General features: G+C 39.0%; 15 protein-coding genes. 4 read left to right on the forward strand and 11 right to left on the reverse strand.

Translation table 11 applies throughout. The features are described from left to right. From MTO68_RS11850 to MTO68_RS11870, 5 genes are all read right to left on the reverse strand, one after another. Positions 1–1,269, reverse strand: a complete 1,269-nt coding sequence (locus tag MTO68_RS11850; RefSeq protein ID WP_244012552.1) for an HlyD family secretion protein — start codon at positions 1,267–1,269, stop codon at positions 1–3. A 144-nt stretch (positions 1,270–1,413) separates the two neighbouring features. Beyond that, positions 1,414–1,725, reverse strand: coding sequence for a hypothetical protein (locus tag MTO68_RS11855; RefSeq protein WP_244012554.1), 312 nt, complete (start codon positions 1,723–1,725; stop codon positions 1,414–1,416). 827 nt (positions 1,726–2,552) lie between these two features. After that, positions 2,553–2,891: a DUF6616 family protein gene (locus MTO68_RS11860; RefSeq protein ID WP_244012556.1), complete on the reverse strand. Its 339-nt coding sequence runs from the start codon at positions 2,889–2,891 to the stop codon at positions 2,553–2,555. Between the two features lie 65 nt (positions 2,892–2,956). Continuing rightward, a complete protein-coding gene (locus tag MTO68_RS11865) occupies positions 2,957–3,451 on the reverse strand; it encodes a MarR family transcriptional regulator (protein WP_244012558.1) in 495 nt (164 codons plus the stop codon). 425 nt (positions 3,452–3,876) lie between these two features. Further along, positions 3,877–4,485, reverse strand: a complete 609-nt coding sequence (locus tag MTO68_RS11870) for a TetR/AcrR family transcriptional regulator (protein ID WP_209826153.1) — start codon at positions 4,483–4,485, stop codon at positions 3,877–3,879. Positions 4,486–4,664: 179 nt separating this feature from the next. Between MTO68_RS11870 and MTO68_RS11875 the strand changes: the two genes are divergently transcribed. The 3 genes from MTO68_RS11875 to MTO68_RS11885 are packed head-to-tail and all read left to right on the forward strand — an operon-like array spanning position 4,665 to position 7,532. Continuing rightward, a complete protein-coding gene (locus MTO68_RS11875) occupies positions 4,665–5,717 on the forward strand; it encodes a sugar phosphate isomerase/epimerase (protein ID WP_244012560.1) in 1,053 nt (350 codons plus the stop codon). 20 nt (positions 5,718–5,737) lie between these two features. Then, a complete protein-coding gene (locus MTO68_RS11880; RefSeq protein ID WP_166782474.1) occupies positions 5,738–6,619 on the forward strand; it encodes an alpha/beta hydrolase in 882 nt (293 codons plus the stop codon). Position 6,620: 1 nt separating this feature from the next. Next, a complete protein-coding gene (locus tag MTO68_RS11885; RefSeq protein ID WP_244012562.1) occupies positions 6,621–7,532 on the forward strand; it encodes an alpha/beta hydrolase in 912 nt (303 codons plus the stop codon). Between the two features lie 107 nt (positions 7,533–7,639). Here the strand turns inward: MTO68_RS11885 and MTO68_RS11890 are convergent, their stop codons facing one another. The 6 genes from MTO68_RS11890 to MTO68_RS11915 all read right to left on the reverse strand — a co-directional run bounded on the left by MTO68_RS11890 (position 7,640) and on the right by MTO68_RS11915 (position 14,890). Continuing rightward, the gene (locus MTO68_RS11890) at positions 7,640–8,665 is read right to left on the reverse strand and encodes an enoyl-CoA hydratase/isomerase family protein (protein WP_244012564.1); all 1,026 of its coding nucleotides are present in this window, start codon (positions 8,663–8,665) and stop codon (positions 7,640–7,642) included. Positions 8,666–8,680: 15 nt separating this feature from the next. Next, positions 8,681–9,454, reverse strand: a complete 774-nt coding sequence (locus MTO68_RS11895) for an enoyl-CoA hydratase (protein WP_244012566.1) — start codon at positions 9,452–9,454, stop codon at positions 8,681–8,683. A 55-nt stretch (positions 9,455–9,509) separates the two neighbouring features. Further along, the gene (locus tag MTO68_RS11900; protein WP_244012567.1) at positions 9,510–10,637 is read right to left on the reverse strand and encodes an acyl-CoA dehydrogenase family protein; all 1,128 of its coding nucleotides are present in this window, start codon (positions 10,635–10,637) and stop codon (positions 9,510–9,512) included. Between the two features lie 73 nt (positions 10,638–10,710). Further along, positions 10,711–12,363: an AMP-binding protein gene (locus MTO68_RS11905; RefSeq protein ID WP_244012568.1), complete on the reverse strand. Its 1,653-nt coding sequence runs from the start codon at positions 12,361–12,363 to the stop codon at positions 10,711–10,713. 103 nt (positions 12,364–12,466) lie between these two features. After that, on the reverse strand, positions 12,467–13,357 hold the full coding sequence (gene mmsB / locus MTO68_RS11910) for a 3-hydroxyisobutyrate dehydrogenase (protein ID WP_004720378.1): 891 nt from the start codon (positions 13,355–13,357) through the stop codon (positions 12,467–12,469). 15 nt (positions 13,358–13,372) lie between these two features. After that, positions 13,373–14,890, reverse strand: coding sequence for a CoA-acylating methylmalonate-semialdehyde dehydrogenase (locus MTO68_RS11915; protein WP_244012570.1), 1,518 nt, complete (start codon positions 14,888–14,890; stop codon positions 13,373–13,375). A gap of 165 nt (positions 14,891–15,055) precedes the next feature. Between MTO68_RS11915 and MTO68_RS11920 the strand changes: the two genes are divergently transcribed. Further along, the gene (locus MTO68_RS11920) at positions 15,056–15,937 is read left to right on the forward strand and encodes a LysR family transcriptional regulator (protein WP_004720374.1); all 882 of its coding nucleotides are present in this window, start codon (positions 15,056–15,058) and stop codon (positions 15,935–15,937) included. Positions 15,938–15,989: the final 52 nt, after the last annotated feature.

The following is a 15,989-nucleotide window of genomic DNA, read 5'->3' on the forward strand; positions in this document are numbered from 1 at the left end:
TTAAAGTTTTCCAGTAATACTATACAAAGGATCTAGTGCCCATTCGTAAAGTCGACGTTTTTCCTGTAGAATATCTGCTTCTAATAGCATTCCAACCTGCAAATGTTGTTGTTTGCCATAAGCCTCAATTGCCTGTTGTTTTAATAATACTTTCACTACATAAATGGGATCATTTTGAGTGCGAATATTCGCCGATCCTAGATCTCCAATACTATTTAATTCGCGACTTGACAGGGAGGTTTTTGAAATAGAACTGACTGTACCAGTCGCATGCCCAAACTTTTGATACGGATATCCTTGGTAACGTAGTAAAACGTTATCGCCTTGTTTGATAAAGCCAATTGCATTACTAGGTACATATAATTGCGCGATAAGCAAAGTATGCTCTGGAATTATACTTAGCATGGGTTTTGAGGTATCAACTTGTTGACCAACCTCTGCAGAAACAGCTGTTGCAATGCCAGCTTCACTGGCACGAATAACTATTTTTTGCTTAGCCTGAATCTCTGTTAACTCTTGTTGAGTCGTGGCAATTTGTCTATCTAATTGAGATAAATCATTTGTCTGTTTATTTTTTAATACTTTAAATTTAATTTCAAAACTTTCTAATTGACTTGAAATTGAAATTTTTTCTCTTTCCAAATTTTGTAATTTCGATTTTTGATCTAGAAACTCTTCTTTTTTCTGTTGAAATTGATCCTTAGAAATATAATCTTGAGTTAATAAATCTTGATAACGTTGCAGTGTATTTTGGGACAAAATGATTCTTTGCTCTTGACTTTTAATCAAATCCACTATTTTTGAAATATCATTTCTTAATGATAAAATTTTGCTTTTCAGTTCATCTCTTTCATTTATATGAATAGCGTTATATTTATTTTTTTCATCTTGTAATGATTTTTCTCGTATTATTATCTGTTCCTTAATGGCCTTCTGAACATCTCCTTGAGGGGCATAACGTACATTTGATATAACATATAAGATATCACCTTGCTCTACTTTTTGCCCTTCAGATACTTTTTTTTCTGAAATAATACCAGATTCCAAAGCATAAACCTTTACCAATCCATTTATAGGTGTAAGTTGGCCTTGAACAGTACTACGTTTTGTAAAGCTCCCAAAAATTAAAAAAATAATAATACATATCGAAATTCCAAAACCCACAATTGTTAGAAAAGTAAAAGAAATAGGTCGGGTTAAAATAATATCTCCAACCCATTTGACTTGTTTAGCTTCAATTGCTTCTTTACGAAATAGCCTGTTTTTCATGCTGGAATTTTACTCAAATTAATCTAAAATAAAATTATTGAAAATTAGTGAACAGAACAAAAACAGAAATGAAATTTTCGATTTACTAATCATGAAGCACTAACAAAAGCTATGAACTTAAGCTTTATGCTAGTGCATATAAAATTAAGTTAAGGTTTTATAAAGTCTTGCTCCACCACCAGCTTTATCAAGAACATAACGTGTTGCTTCCATAAGTGCTTTTTCACCAAAGATTAAGCCGTAACCAGCCCCCCATACGGCACCAAAAGCTCCACCTCCAACTAATCCAACGAGTTGAGCTATTCCACCAATGACGAAGCCGCCAGCTCCACCAAATTTTCCACCAATGATCGCACCAACTGCTGCTCCTTCATAAAAACCACGTACAGCACCAGTTAAGTCACCACCAGCACCACCACTTACTTCGTTAATTTCAATTGCATTAAGCTCTTTCATAAGCTATTACCCTTTTTAAATGTTTAAATATTAAAGTACTAGCACAAACTAGTATTTATATACTATGAGGTGAGCTATAGAATTCAATTAGAATTTGAATTAAGTTCATAAAATTACATTTTTTCTATTTAATAAACTTATAAAAAACATCTGCTTATTGATGGTTTATAATCAATAATAATAAAATACATAATATTTTCATAAATAATAATTTTTTAAACTTATATTAATAATAAATCACTAAATTAGTAACGTTAAATAATTTTCTTTGAATCTGAATTTTTAATAAAAATAATATTGAACTTTAGATTAAATAGAGTTCAGTGTGGCTTACTATTAAAATGTTTTATTATATTAGTCTTCATTTACATACTTTTAAAATATCTCCAGATTCTGTGCCTTTACTTGCAATTGCCTTGTTATAACGTTTGGGGGCATTTTATGAAAATCATGCTTTAGATTCAATTTGCTAATAATTTTTCTTTATCTAAAATGTATTCATCTTTAACCCTTTGGACTTAAAAAAATCTTGCATCTCGATCTTAATATTTAGGTAAAATTTCATGTGAAATAGTTAAAAACCACTGTGCTTTCAGATAAAACATAAGGTTAAAGAAAAAATTCACTGTTTATAGACATCGTAATGAGCCAATAGCGGGCATTTTAAATTATTGGTAAAAAACAGCAACATGAATATAGCATAAGCTGTACATGTTGCTGAGTATTCACAATTTTTTCTCATTGAACAAGCATTTCTATAAGATATTTAAGCTTTAAAGAACACTTTGATATGAACTTGAAAATAAATAAGCATCTTAGAAGAAAATTTAAAACTTCGCTAAAGCATCAAGATGTTGCTGGAAATCACCTTCCGCCCCTGCAGCATTTACATGATTGAAGTAGTCATACCAACCACTTGCTTGAATACCTGTTAACAATGCATCCCGTGCCTGTTGATTTGGAAAGCGCCAAATCCCCATAAAGCGATGAAGACTACTTTGATCAACGGCAGTATCAATCTCGGTGAGTGTTAAAAGCTCAACACCCAGATTAGACAAGCCTCCCATAGCCACGCCAACATCAGCCAAATATTGTTGGCGCTCTTGTGTAGGTAAAGCTTGCCAAACTGCATTTGGTGTATAGAGTTCAATGAGATAGTGATTCATGATTATTCCTTGATTTAATTCAACGTTTTATACCGATAATTTAAAAAGATTTTTATATAAATATTTTATAAGCGCTTATCAACAAGATTTTTCGTCACTTTCTCAAGTAAACCTGTTAATTGTTCACGTTCAGCTTGGGTTAAACCAACAAACAGACTGGCAATCCAGCGACTATGCTGATCAAACACAGTTTTTGCGACTTGCTTGCCCTTTGCCGTCAGTCGAATACATAACGCGCGACGATCTTCTGGATCTGCATGACGTTCTACCAATTGTTCACGTTCTAAGCCATCAAGTAGTCCAGTGACTGTGGCACGGGTAATTCCCGCTTGTTCAGCTAAAGTTTTAGGCGCTACAGCATCATTAGCTGCATCAAGGAGAAATAAAAGCACAAATCTCCCTTCAGATAAGCCATAAGGCGCAAGCTGTGCGGCACAGTCTCGATCAATACTTGAAGCGAGTGAAAGCGTTTGAAAACAAAGGCGTAAATTTTCAATATCTACCATTTTACGGCGTTGCGCTTCATGCAAAAGCGCAGTGTATTTCTGTTCTAGATTCATTTAGTATTTAACCATATAGTATGGTGGCTAACTATATATTGAATATTTTAGCTGTGTCAAGATAGAATTGTTTACCAGAAAAAATAGTGCTTAAATTGATCGATTTTAAATGGACTAAAACAGATTTTTTCAGATTAATTTTTATGTTTAATTTATCTCGTGTTAAATCGATAAAATATTTCTTAGTGCTATTTTGAATAGGATGAAACCTAGCTCATGGAGTTTTATAATTTATTGAAATATAATATTAAAGTTTAATTTGTTCATCAATTAAAAACTATTCAATATTGCCCGTTTTAAGTGATGAAACGCCCATTTATTCGCCGTAAAGCAAGGCTTAAAACTCAACAAAATATGTCGCAATCATACGATGTATATTCCAAGTCAATATTCATCACTTATACATTGTTACTGCTGATCTAGGTCTAAGCTTTTGAAGATGAAACCAGATATTGATCTAAATTCTTAAGGGAAAAATCGATGATTTGCACAAGCATTTGCTCTGAATAACCATCTCTAGCTTGAACGGATAATCCATGTAGCACTAGTCCGTAATATTGCCCTAATATTTCAGGGTCAGCATGTTCTAATAATTGTCCATCTGCTTTCGCCTGTTTAAAGCGCTTAACCAGACTTTGACCACGTTCAATACGTTGTTGCTTCATCCAGTCTAAAAGGCTTTGATTTTCCTGACTTAATACGCTTGCAGATGACACAACCATACAGCCATATGAATGGTTATTCTGGGTATAGAGTTTGATTGCATCTTGAAATAATTGACTGATCGCATCCTTAATATTTGCTTGTTGTAAAGCGTGGATCGCAAAGCCGCCTTCATTTTCTTCGTAGTGTATAACAGCTTCTCGAAACAACGCTTCTTTAGAGCCAAACGCTTTATAAATACGCGCTGAAGCAATACCTAAGACCTCGACTAAATCTGACATCGAAGTCCCTTCATAGCCATGTTGCCAGAAAAAATCACGCGCTTGAATCAGTGCTTTTTCCCTATCAAATTCTCTTGGTCTACCAGCCATAACGACGCTTCAATCCGATTTAGTGTTTTTTATTATCATTCGAAAAAATAAATTTCGCAAATAAATCAATAGGATTTGTTGGAGAGGCTGCCCTTTTTTAGATTCTTTTTTAAAAACTTGTTGTTTTTATTCAAAAGAAAGCCTATTGTTTGTCGATCGACAACAAATTGAGTTTAGCTATGCAAACCATCAAAGGTCCAAGTATTCATCTCGCACAATTCAGTGATGATATTTTCCCATTTAATAATTTAGAGGGCATTGCCGCATGGGTTTCCGATAAAGGCTTTAAGGCCATACAACTGCCAGCATGGGATAAGCGTTTATTTGATGTTAATTTAGCAGCCACAAGCCAAGATTATTGCGATGAAATACAAGGGATTTTACAAAATAATGGTTTAGAAATTAGTGAGTTGACAACGCATATTTTTGGCCAACTTATGGCTGTGCATCCAGCTTATGATGCTTTATGTGATGCTTTTGCACCTTCACATTTACATGGAAATTCAGTAGCTAGAACTCAATGGGCTGAACAACAAATGTTGGCTTCTGTGCAAGCATCTGCCCGTTTAGGTTTACAAGATATGGGAACTTTTTCAGGTTCACTGGCATGGCCTTATATCTTTCCTTTTCCTCAACGCCCCGCTGGACTTATTGAAACCGCTTTTGATGAACTTGCACGTCGTTGGATGCCGATCCTCAATGCTTGTGATGAACATAATGTCAATCTGTGCTACGAAATTCATCCTGGCGAAGACTTACATGATGGCATTTCCTTTGAAATGTTCTTAGAACGGACACAACACCATCCACGTTGTCAGATTCTTTTTGACCCGAGTCATTTTATCCTGCAACAACTGAACTATTTGGAATACATCGATATCTATAAAGATCTTATTCGGATGTTCCATGTTAAAGATGCGGAGTTTAACCCGACAGGTCGCCAAGGGATGTATGGGGGCTATCAAAATTGGGGAGATCGTGCAGGTCGATTCCGTTCTACTGGAGATGGTCAGGTTGATTTCAAAGCAATTTTCTCAAAATTGGCACATAACGACTATCAGGGCTGGGCAACTTTGGAATGGGAATGTTGTTTAAAAAATAAAGAAGATGGCGCAAGTGAAGGTGCTGAGTTTATTCAACAACATATTATTCATGTTACTGATAAAACCTTTGATGATTTTGCCGCAGCGCCTGTCAATCAATTGCAAATAAATCAACTTTTGGGTATCTAAGGCAGCGATTGGAATTCACTATGACAACCATTACAACACATGAAAATTTAGTCGATCAATTTCAGCATCATTACATCCATATAGACAGTAAAAAACTTCATTATGTCTCTACAGGCCGTGGTCCTGTTGTATTACTTATCCCCGGTTGGCCGCAAACATGGTACGCATGGCGAAATGTAATGAGCGTCTTGGCGGCCAACGGTTATCAGGCAATTGCTGTAGATCCACCGGGGACAGGATATTCTGTGCCGCTGAATGGAAGTTATGATACGGGGCGAATTGCGACAATTTTATCCAGCTTAATGTCAAAACTTGGACATGATACTTATTCAGTGATTGGTCACGATATCGGGATGTGGGTTGCTTATGCACTTGCAGCTGATTTTCCCCAATCTGTCACTTCTCTGGCTGTGACTGAAGCTGTTATTCCTGGATTGGCAACGCCACCGCCTATTTTTGTTTCAGCTGATGAAAATATTTTTCTATGGCATTTCATGTTTAATCAAGTGATGGACTTACCTGAAGCTTTGGTTAGTGGACGTGAAGAAACTTATCTTAATTATATTTTTGATAAGTGGTCATGGCATAGAGATAAAGTCGCCGCTGCAACTTATATTGAGGCTTATAAGGTATCGGGACGTTTAACGGCTGGTTTTAATTACTATCGTTCAATCCCCGAAACCATTCGTCAAAATAAAATCCGCGCAACTAAAAATCTAGAAATGCCTGTATTGGCAATTGGTGCAGAACAGGCAACCAATGATGCACCTTATGAAACCATGAAAAAAGTTGCACCACATTTAACCAGTGCAATTGTCAAAGATTGTGGTCATTTTATTATGGAGGAACAACCCGAAGCGTTTTGTTCCCTGATTTTAGAATTTCTACAACAGGAGCAATAAGATGTCTTTAGATCATCAAATTGCAGACTGGCTTAACGCTAGACCTGTTGCAACCGCTGCCAATACACTTTGTGAATTAAGAGCGCAGGTAAATCAGGACATCATACAACAGCAAGGTATTGAGCAAGATCCCAGCTATCAAACCAGTTTTTGGGTCACAACTTCTGATCAAGCTCAAATCCAAGTTCGGGTATATACGCCCTATGCTTTGGTGCAGCTACAAAGCAACCCAGCTTTAGTATTTGCCCACGGTGGCGGATGGTGTTTGGGGAGTTTAGATGCATGGGATCGTTCATGCCGCTTACTGGCAGAATCAACACAGCATGTTATCTTTTCAGTGGATTATCGCCTAGCGCCTGAATTTAAATTTCCAGTACCGCTGACAGATTTTTTTACAGCACTTCGTTATATTCAAGAACATGCTTTAAGTTTAGGGCTTGATCAAAATCGTATTGCTGTGGGTGGTGATAGTGCGGGCGCTAACCTTGCAGCAGCTGCATGCTTACTCGCAAAAGCGCATCCAGAAATCCAGATTAGTCAACAACTGCTGTTTTATCCAGCCTTAGATGCCACGATGCAGGGTAAATCCTATGAAACGTATGCGGATGGTTATGGCTTAACCACTGCAACAATGGCGTATTGTTGGGATCAATATTTAAATAGTGATTCTGACAAAACCAATCAGTTGGTGAGCCCCCTACTGGCACAGTCATTACAAGGCTTACCTGAGGCAACAATTTTTGTCTGTGAATATGATCCACTGCGCCATGATGGTGAACAATATGCAGAAAGATTGAGAGATGCTGGTGTCTCAGTGGAATTTCATTTTCTAGCAGGAATGATTCATGGTGCAATCCATATGACTGCAATCACAGAGAAAGCCAATGCTATATACGATAAGATTGATTTATAGGTGATTTTGATCATCGTGAAAAAAGGAAATCGCATGATTTCCTTTTTTGCTATTTCAAAAGTATCTGAATGTTTATAAAAACAGAACTGATATACACATTAAAGATATTAACCTAATTCAGCCAATATTTTATCTAGCGTTGCATTCTGTTGCTGCCATTTGGGCTGTTTATCTTTGTCGACAATTAAAGCGCGAACACCTTCAAGAATATCACCATGTTCAAACCAGATATCCTGTAAATTTCGTTCCAGCTGCATACATTGTTGTAATGACAATCCCCGTCCCAAGTATTGCAGTCTTAAACTGGTCTTTTTCGCCACCCAAGAACGTTGTTGCAAGGTGTTTAAGACTTTGCTTGCCCAGGCTTGATGCTGTTGGTCTTTTTCATTTTCAAGACTTTTTTCAATATCTTGTAAATTTTCAAAGCCAAAATGCTTACGAATGTTCTCAACCGATGCACTGAGTTCACTTTCTACAGGGCGGGTAATGAATTTAGAAATTATCTGTTCAATATGGTCTTTGCTTAAATTGCTTGATTGGCTCAATGCATCAAGTAAGGCATTAAACTGTTGGCTAGGAACATGATAATCAATCAAATCTAAATATAAGGCATCACTGCTACTGATTTGGTCGCCTGTGGTTGCCAAATAGACCCCAATATCATCTAAACGTGACAAGAAATGCGTTGCTGCAACATCAGGAAAGAAACCAATCGCCGTTTCAGGCATGGCAAAACGTGATTTTTCACTGCTAACAATAATATGACAGGCCTGTGCCAGACCAAAACCGCCACCTAAGACATAGCCATCTAACAATACCACAATAGGTTTTTTAGACGCGCGAATGCTATTCAACATGTCATATTCAGCAATAAAATAGCCTTTATGTCCATCTGTACCATTTTGATAACAATCATAAAGGTAACGAATATCACCACCTGCACAAAATGCTTTTGGGCTATTGGATTTGATCAGTATCGCTTGAATGCCAGCATCATTTTGCCAAGTTTCTACTTGTGTACGGATACCATTGATCATATCCAAAGTCAGTGCATTCAGGCTGGACACTCGATCTAAGCTAATCACACCCAGCGCTGCATTCTGTTCGATAATTAAATGATTTTCAGTATTCATCCGATCTTCATCCTGTTATTGATTTTTAAAGTTGGCTTGGCGTTTATCAACAAAGGCTTGCATGCCTTCTTTTTGATCCAAAGTAGCAAAAATTGAATGAAAGGTTCGTCGTTCAAAACGTAAACCTTCCGCCAAACTCACTTCAAAGGCACGATTAATTGATTCTTTGATCATCATTGTCGCCACCAATGATTTTTCAGCAATTTTTTCTGCAGCACTTAAAGTCTGGGTTAAAAGCTCTTCGGGGCTAAACACACGGGCAACTAAACCACTCAGTTCTGCCTCAATTGCCCCCATTTGTCGAGCGGTTAAACACATTTCCATCGCTTTAGCTTTACCTATGGCAAGGGTTAAACGCTGCGTACCCCCAATGCCTGGAATCACGCCTAAAGTGACTTCAGGTAAGCCAAATTTGGCATTATCCGCACAGTAAATAAAATCACACATCAGTGCCAACTCACAACCACCACCCAAGGCATAGCCACTGACAGCTGCGATTAAAGGTTTTCGGCGCTGCGCAATTCGATCGGCAAGATTAAAAAAATCATCAAAATAAATATTGGGAAAGTTTAATTCCGCCATTTCTTTAATATCAGCACCAGCGGCAAAGGCTTTTTCTGAACCAGTCAGCACCATACAGCCAATATCCTGATCTTTTTCTAAGTCATCTAAAGCTAAATTTACTTCTTGGATTAATTTTGAATTTAATGCGTTTAAAGCCTTTGGGCGGTTGAGTGTAATTAAACCTACGCCTTTGTGTTTTTCCAATAAAATCGTTTCAAATTGCATATTCATTTCCTTATCCGTTTTATCTCATCATCTGATACACAGCGATTAACTCTACTTATAAACTTCGCGCAATCACTAAACGCTGGATGTCACTGGTGCCTTCATAGATTTGGCAAATACGTGCATCACGATAAATTCGTTCAATTGGAAAATCTTTTAAATAACCATAGCCGCCGAAGATTTGTAGTGCAGCAGAACAGACACGCTCTGCCATTTCAGAGGAAAATAATTTTGCCATAGAGGCTTCATTGAGGCAGGGCTTGCCTGCTTCTTTTAGACGTGCAGCATGATGGACCAATTGACGAGCTGCTTCGATTTCTGTTGCCATACTGGCCAAGCGAAAAGCGATTGCCTGATGTTCAAAAATCGGTTTTCCAAAAGTAATCCGTTCTTTGGCATATTTGCTGGCTTCTTCTAAGGCCGCACGTGCCAAACCCACGGCTTGCGCAGCAATACCAATACGACCGCCTTCCAGATTAGACAGTGCTATTTTGAGCCCTTCACCTTCTTGACCTAACATTAAGCTTTTGTGTATACGCACATCAGTCAATGCAATTTGGCAGGTATCTGAAGCATGCAATCCCAGTTTTTCTTCAGTCCGAATCACTTCATAGCCCGCAGTTTCCCGTGGCACAATAAAGGCACTGATACCTTTTTTACCAGCACTTGGATCGGTCACTGCAAATACAATAATTACACCAGCATTATTTCCTGAAGTAATAAATTGTTTTGCGCCGTTAATGATCCAATCCTCACCATCTTTGACAGCTCGAGTTTTCAGTGCTGCTGCATCAGAGCCTGTATGCGGTTCGGTCAATGCGAAAGCACCTATCATTTCACCTTGTGCCAAAGGCATTAAATATTTTTGTTTTTGCTCTTCACTACCAAATTTAGCAATCGGAACACAACCAACTGAATTATGTACACTCATGATAGTGGAGGTTGCACCATCTGCTGCCGCAATTTCTTCAAGTGCAAGGACATAGGCTAAGTTACCAGTATCTGAACCACCCCATTGCTCTGAAATTAGCATCCCCATAAATCCCAATTGCCCCATTTGTGACAAGGTTTCTTTGGGGAAAATGCTGTGTTTATCCCATTCCGCAGCATTTGGTTTAATTTGTTCTTGGGCGAAATTTTTCGCCATGTCCTGAATCAATAATTGTTCTTCAGTAAATTGCATTTCATATTCCTTAGCATCATTTAACATCCTACATTCGGCAAGTTTAGCTTGTCTAGGATGGTCCTTACTGGCTTTATACACTTAATTGTTGTTTAGCAATTTCTTGATTTCGTAGTAAAAAGCGTTGAATCTTACCACTTGGGGTCTTGGGTAGTTCAGTGACAAATTCAACTTGTCTAGGATAAGCATGGGCAGACAGACGTTTTTTAACAAATTGCCCAAGTTGTTCAGCCAATTCCTCAGACGGTGTTTTATTTTCTGCCAAAATCACAAAAGCTTTAACGATTTCGGTTCGCTCTGGATCAGGTACTCCAACAACAGCAGCTTCAATCACTGCCTCATGTTCAAGTAATGCACTTTCTACATCAAAAGGTCCAATACGATATCCAGAGGTGGTAATCACATCATCACTACGTCCAACAAAACTCATACTCCCATCTGCATGTAATTCAGCAGTATCACCAGTTAAATAATAATTTTTGATAAATGGTGATTTACGACTTTCTTTATAGCCACCAAACCACATCATCGGTGATCGACTGATATCTACCGCTAAAATTCCAGCGGTATCGGCAGGCAACTCATTCCCTTGATCATCCACCACAGCAACACGATAACCTGGGCTGGCAAAACCAGCAGCGCCTGCACGGACCTCATGGTTTAAACCATGATGATTGCACACCACCATACCCACCTCTGTCTGTCCATAATGATCAAAAATAGGCGCATCAAGCACTTGTTTAAACCAACGAAAAACTTCTGGATTTAAAGGTTCACCAGCACTGCTCACAACCCGGAATTTACCCTTTAATTGTGCCATTTGAGTGGGATCTGCGGCCATCATCATCCGATATGCTGTAGGTGCCCCTGCCAAATTGGTAATTTTATAATCATCAATAATTTGACATAAACTGTCTATGCTAAAACCACCTTCATAAAACAAAGTGGCATGACCTAACAACAAGGGTCCTGTGATACCGTAATATAAACCGTACGCCCAACCTGGATCAGCAATATTCCAAAATGCATCATCTGCACGTAAACCGATCGCATCTTTCATATAGTTGCCAAAAGCAATTAAGGCTTTGAGTGGAACTTCCAAAGGTTTTGCAGGCCCCGTGGTACCCGAGGTAAACATCAGTAAAAATGGATCTTGAATGCTTTGCATGACCAGATCGCATTGCTCAGCCTGTTGATTGAGTTCTTTCCAAAAGTCTAAATCACCTTGTTGTACAGCATGACCCTGTTGATCAGCGACAGTCATAATTTGTGGACACTGTGCAACTTCATCCAGTTTGCTACGATTGCCGATATCGGTCACAACCAATTTGCTTTTTGCCAGCTGAACTCGATGTTCAATCGCCTTTGGGCCAAATGCAGTAAATAGCGGTTGATAAACTGCACCAATTCGCCAAGCAGCGAGAATCACCACCAATAATTCGGGAGTTCTTGGTAATAAACCAGAGATACGATCACCAGCTTGAATACCCTGTGACTTTAAAAAATTGGCAAACTGACTCGACCATTTTTTCAGTTGAGCAAAGGTGTATTGTTCTTTACGTCCATCTTTAGCTTGCCAATATAGGGCAACTTTTTCGCGATCTGCTTCTGCATGTCGGTCACAGCATTCATAACAGGCATTCAGTTGATCGACTGAACCTGAGAGCATTTCCTTAACCGCATCATCTAAATTAAATGTTTTAGCAACATCCTGATAATTCAACATATTATATACTCCGGCCTGGATTTATTGTTATTCATGACACGAGTGAATCTATTGGTTTTTCACCACCCATCGGTGGTGAAATTGACGATGTTTCGATTGATGATTAAGTTTCTTTAGGCAAATATTGCTGAATGATGCTGGAAAAATCGAGTTGAGCATTACCTTGCATACACAGTTGCTGATAAAGCTGCTGTACCAAACCACCTAAAAGCAAAGGTTGTTTGACTTGGCCTGCGGCTTCAACAGCCAAACCCAAATCTTTAAGCATCAGTTGAGAGGCAAAGCCATCACTATAACCACGTCCAGCAGGTGCATTTGCAGAAATACCCGGCCATGGGTTACACACTTCCGAGCTCCAGCAACGACCACTTGAACTATTGATTACGCCTGCCAACGCTTGTGCATCGATACCGAGTTTTGCCCCTAGCGCCATGCCTTCAGCCACTGCGGCCATTGAAATGCCTAAAATGAGATTATTGCAAATTTTAGCAATTTGTCCTGCACCCACTTCACCACAGTGCACGATGTTCTTACCCATTGGTGCAAGCACAGATTTGACTTGTTCAAAGGCTTTATCATCAGTTCCTACCATAAAGGTTAGCGTACCTGCTTGAGCCCCGATCGTGCCACCTGAAACAGGTGCATCACAAATTTGAATTCCTTGCTCTGCACCAATTGCAGCAATGTCTTTAATGGTTTGTGGATCAATGGTACTGCTGTCGATACATAAGCTGCCTTGTTTAAGCACAGCAAGTACCCCATTTTCACCCAAATACACCTCTTTAACATGCTTTGCGGCTGGCAGCATGGTGATTACGACATCTGCATTTTCTGCTGCTTTCTGTGGACTATTACAGGCAATTCCGCCTGCTTCGGTGAAATGTGCGATTGCAACATCACTTAAATCAAAGCCATAAACCGTCAAGCCTGCTTTGAGTAAATTATGGGCCATTTTACCGCCCATATTGCCTAAACCAATAAATGCAATATTCATCCTTGAACTCCTATATTAACGCAAGCTGATGGTGGTATTCACTTCACCTTTTTCTTGTGTGTCTTCGAACCAACGACTGGTAATGGTTTTGGTTTGAGTATAGAACTGCACTGCTTGTTTACCATAAGGCCCTAAGTCCCCTAATTTTGAACCTCTTGACCCGGTAAAGCTAAAGAATGGAACCGGCACAGGAATTGGAATATTAATCCCAACTTGGCCGATATCAATAGTGCTTTGGAAAGTACGCGCTGTTGCACCACTTTGAGTAAATAAGCCCACACCATTTCCGAACGGATTGGCATTGACCAATTCAATGGCTTGTTCAAGCGTATCAACATGAATAATGGCTAATACAGGGCCAAAAATTTCTTCAGTATAGATACGCATATCGGTGCTGACTTGATTGAATATGGTTGCACCAACAAAATTGCCATTTTCGTAGCCTTGGACTTGTACGCCTCGACCATCAAGTAAGAGTTGTGCACCTTGTTCAATACCGCTATTAATCAAATCTATAACGCGAGCTTTGGCACGGGGTGAGATCACGGGACCAATATCTGTTTGCGGTTCATGCCCAGCATTGACTTTCAGTGTTTTGGCTTTTTCAACCAATTCATCCACCCAGTTTTTAGTTTCACCGACCATGACAGCAACAGACAATGCCATACAACGTTGTCCGGCCGCACCAAATGCAGCACCAACTAAAGCATTTAAGGTTTGTTCTTTGTTGGCATCTGGCATGACCACGACATGGTTTTTTGCACCCATCATCGATTGCACACGTTTACCATGCTGACCCGCTAAGTTATAGACATGCGTCCCTACCGCTGTTGAACCTACAAATGAAATGGCTTTAATGTCTGGATGCGTACATAGACGATCTACCACTTGTTTGCCACCATGTACCACATTGAGTACACCAGCAGGTACGCCCGCTTGTAATGCCAATTCAACCAGCATCATGGTCGATAATGGATCTTGCTCAGACGGTTTAAGTACAAAGGTATTGCCGCAAACAATCGCCATTGGAAACATCCACAGTGGAATCATGGCAGGAAAATTAAACGGGGTAATTCCAGCACATACACCCAATGGTTGCTGCAAGGTATAAGTATCTACACCACGGGCTACACCTTCAGTATATTCACCCATTTGCAAGGTACCAATTGAGCAAGCATGTTCAACTACCTCTAAGCCACGTTGAATATCACCTACTGCATCAGCCAAGGTTTTACCTTGTTCTGCGGTCAAAACACGGGCAATATCTTTCATATTGTCACGAATCAAATCTTGCAGTTTCAGCATGATACGCATACGGGCTTGAATTGGTGTAAAACGCCAAGTTTTAAATGCTTCTTGTGCAGCAGCAATTGCAGCATCAACTTCGTCTAGAGTTGCCATTGGGACACGACCAAGCACCTCTTGGGTCGCTGGATTTAGAATGTCTTGCCATTCAGTAGTATTTGATTCGGTAAATTTTCCATTAATTAATAATTTAGCCGTCGTCGAATGAATATTTGACATTGTGTTCATAACCTCTCCATAGGCAATATTTTTTGTTGTTACATTCTTAGAAAATAGCCAAAAGCAGTATTTTCATCAGTGCTGTTTCAAATCAAACTAACAAAGAAAATATAGATGACCAATAGAAATTAACGCACAATGAATGTGCAAATATGCACAAGGATGTCATACATAATGAAAGTCGATTGGGATCACCTACAGTTTTTTTTAGTTTTAGCGCGTGCCAAGACGTTAACCAATGCAGCTCGTATTATTGGGGTCGAACACAGTACCGTGTCTAGACGGATACAGGCGCTAGAATTAGCTTTAGGAACGCCGTTGTTTAGACGCGAAGCCACAGGCTATGAACTGACTATGGAAGGCTTGGCGTTGGTGCCCCGTGTCGAGCAAATGGAACAAGCATTCTTGCAAATTGAAAAGCCCAACTTACCTTTACAAGGACATGTGCGAATTGGCACACCTGAGGGTTTTGGAACAGCATTTTTAGCCCAGCTATTGGCAGAACTGTCTAAACAATACCCTTTACTCACGATTGATCTTATCCCCGTTCCAAAAATGATTAAGCTGTCGCATCGTGAAGCTGATATTGTTATTTCCATAGATCGTCCTAAGTCAGGACCTTATATCATTACCCGTTTAACCGATTATTGTCTTAAAATTTATGGCAGTAAAAGCTATTTAGAAAGTACTCAAGCGATTAAAAAACTTGAAGATTTAAAAAACCATCAGTTTGTAAACTATATTGACGATTTAATTTACAGTCCTGAACTGTATTGTTTAGAACGTCTGCCCTTACAGCTCAATGCAAATTTTAGAAGTAGCAGTATTTTGGCCCAACAAGTTGCTGTGAGTGCAGGTGCAGGATTGGCAATTTTGCCGAAGTTTCTGGCAGAAAATAAACCAGAACTTAAACAGGTATTACAAGATGAAGTTCGTTTTATTCATACTTTTTGGATGCTAACTTTAGTCGATTTACAGCATGAACCACGTATAAAATTGGTCTGGGATTTTTTAAGAACACAAGCTGATAAATATCAAAATTTATTGATGGATTAGTCATTCACTTATTCATAAGAGATATTAGGGATAGCCCATTTCATCATCAGTA

The sequence above is a fragment of the Acinetobacter sp. NyZ410 genome, assembly GCF_022828975.1.
Lineage (GTDB): Bacteria > Pseudomonadota > Gammaproteobacteria > Pseudomonadales > Moraxellaceae > Acinetobacter > Acinetobacter guillouiae.

Coding starts and splice junctions, on each gene's coding strand:
- MTO68_RS11850 (WP_244012552.1), bottom strand. CDS start 1,269: ATGAAAAACAGGCTATTTCGTAAAGAAGCAATTGAAGCTAAACAAGTC.
- MTO68_RS11855 (WP_244012554.1), bottom strand. CDS start 1,725: ATGAAAGAGCTTAATGCAATTGAAATTAACGAAGTAAGTGGTGGTGCT.
- MTO68_RS11860 (WP_244012556.1), bottom strand. CDS start 2,891: ATGAATCACTATCTCATTGAACTCTATACACCAAATGCAGTTTGGCAA.
- MTO68_RS11865 (WP_244012558.1), bottom strand. CDS start 3,451: ATGAATCTAGAACAGAAATACACTGCGCTTTTGCATGAAGCGCAACGC.
- MTO68_RS11870 (WP_209826153.1), bottom strand. CDS start 4,485: ATGGCTGGTAGACCAAGAGAATTTGATAGGGAAAAAGCACTGATTCAA.
- MTO68_RS11875 (WP_244012560.1), top strand. CDS start 4,665: ATGCAAACCATCAAAGGTCCAAGTATTCATCTCGCACAATTCAGTGAT.
- MTO68_RS11880 (WP_166782474.1), top strand. CDS start 5,738: ATGACAACCATTACAACACATGAAAATTTAGTCGATCAATTTCAGCAT.
- MTO68_RS11885 (WP_244012562.1), top strand. CDS start 6,621: ATGTCTTTAGATCATCAAATTGCAGACTGGCTTAACGCTAGACCTGTT.
- MTO68_RS11890 (WP_244012564.1), bottom strand. CDS start 8,665: ATGAATACTGAAAATCATTTAATTATCGAACAGAATGCAGCGCTGGGT.
- MTO68_RS11895 (WP_244012566.1), bottom strand. CDS start 9,454: ATGCAATTTGAAACGATTTTATTGGAAAAACACAAAGGCGTAGGTTTA.
- MTO68_RS11900 (WP_244012567.1), bottom strand. CDS start 10,637: ATGCAATTTACTGAAGAACAATTATTGATTCAGGACATGGCGAAAAAT.
- MTO68_RS11905 (WP_244012568.1), bottom strand. CDS start 12,363: ATGTTGAATTATCAGGATGTTGCTAAAACATTTAATTTAGATGATGCG.
- mmsB (WP_004720378.1), bottom strand. CDS start 13,357: ATGAATATTGCATTTATTGGTTTAGGCAATATGGGCGGTAAAATGGCC.
- MTO68_RS11915 (WP_244012570.1), bottom strand. CDS start 14,890: ATGAACACAATGTCAAATATTCATTCGACGACGGCTAAATTATTAATT.
- MTO68_RS11920 (WP_004720374.1), top strand. CDS start 15,056: ATGAAAGTCGATTGGGATCACCTACAGTTTTTTTTAGTTTTAGCGCGT.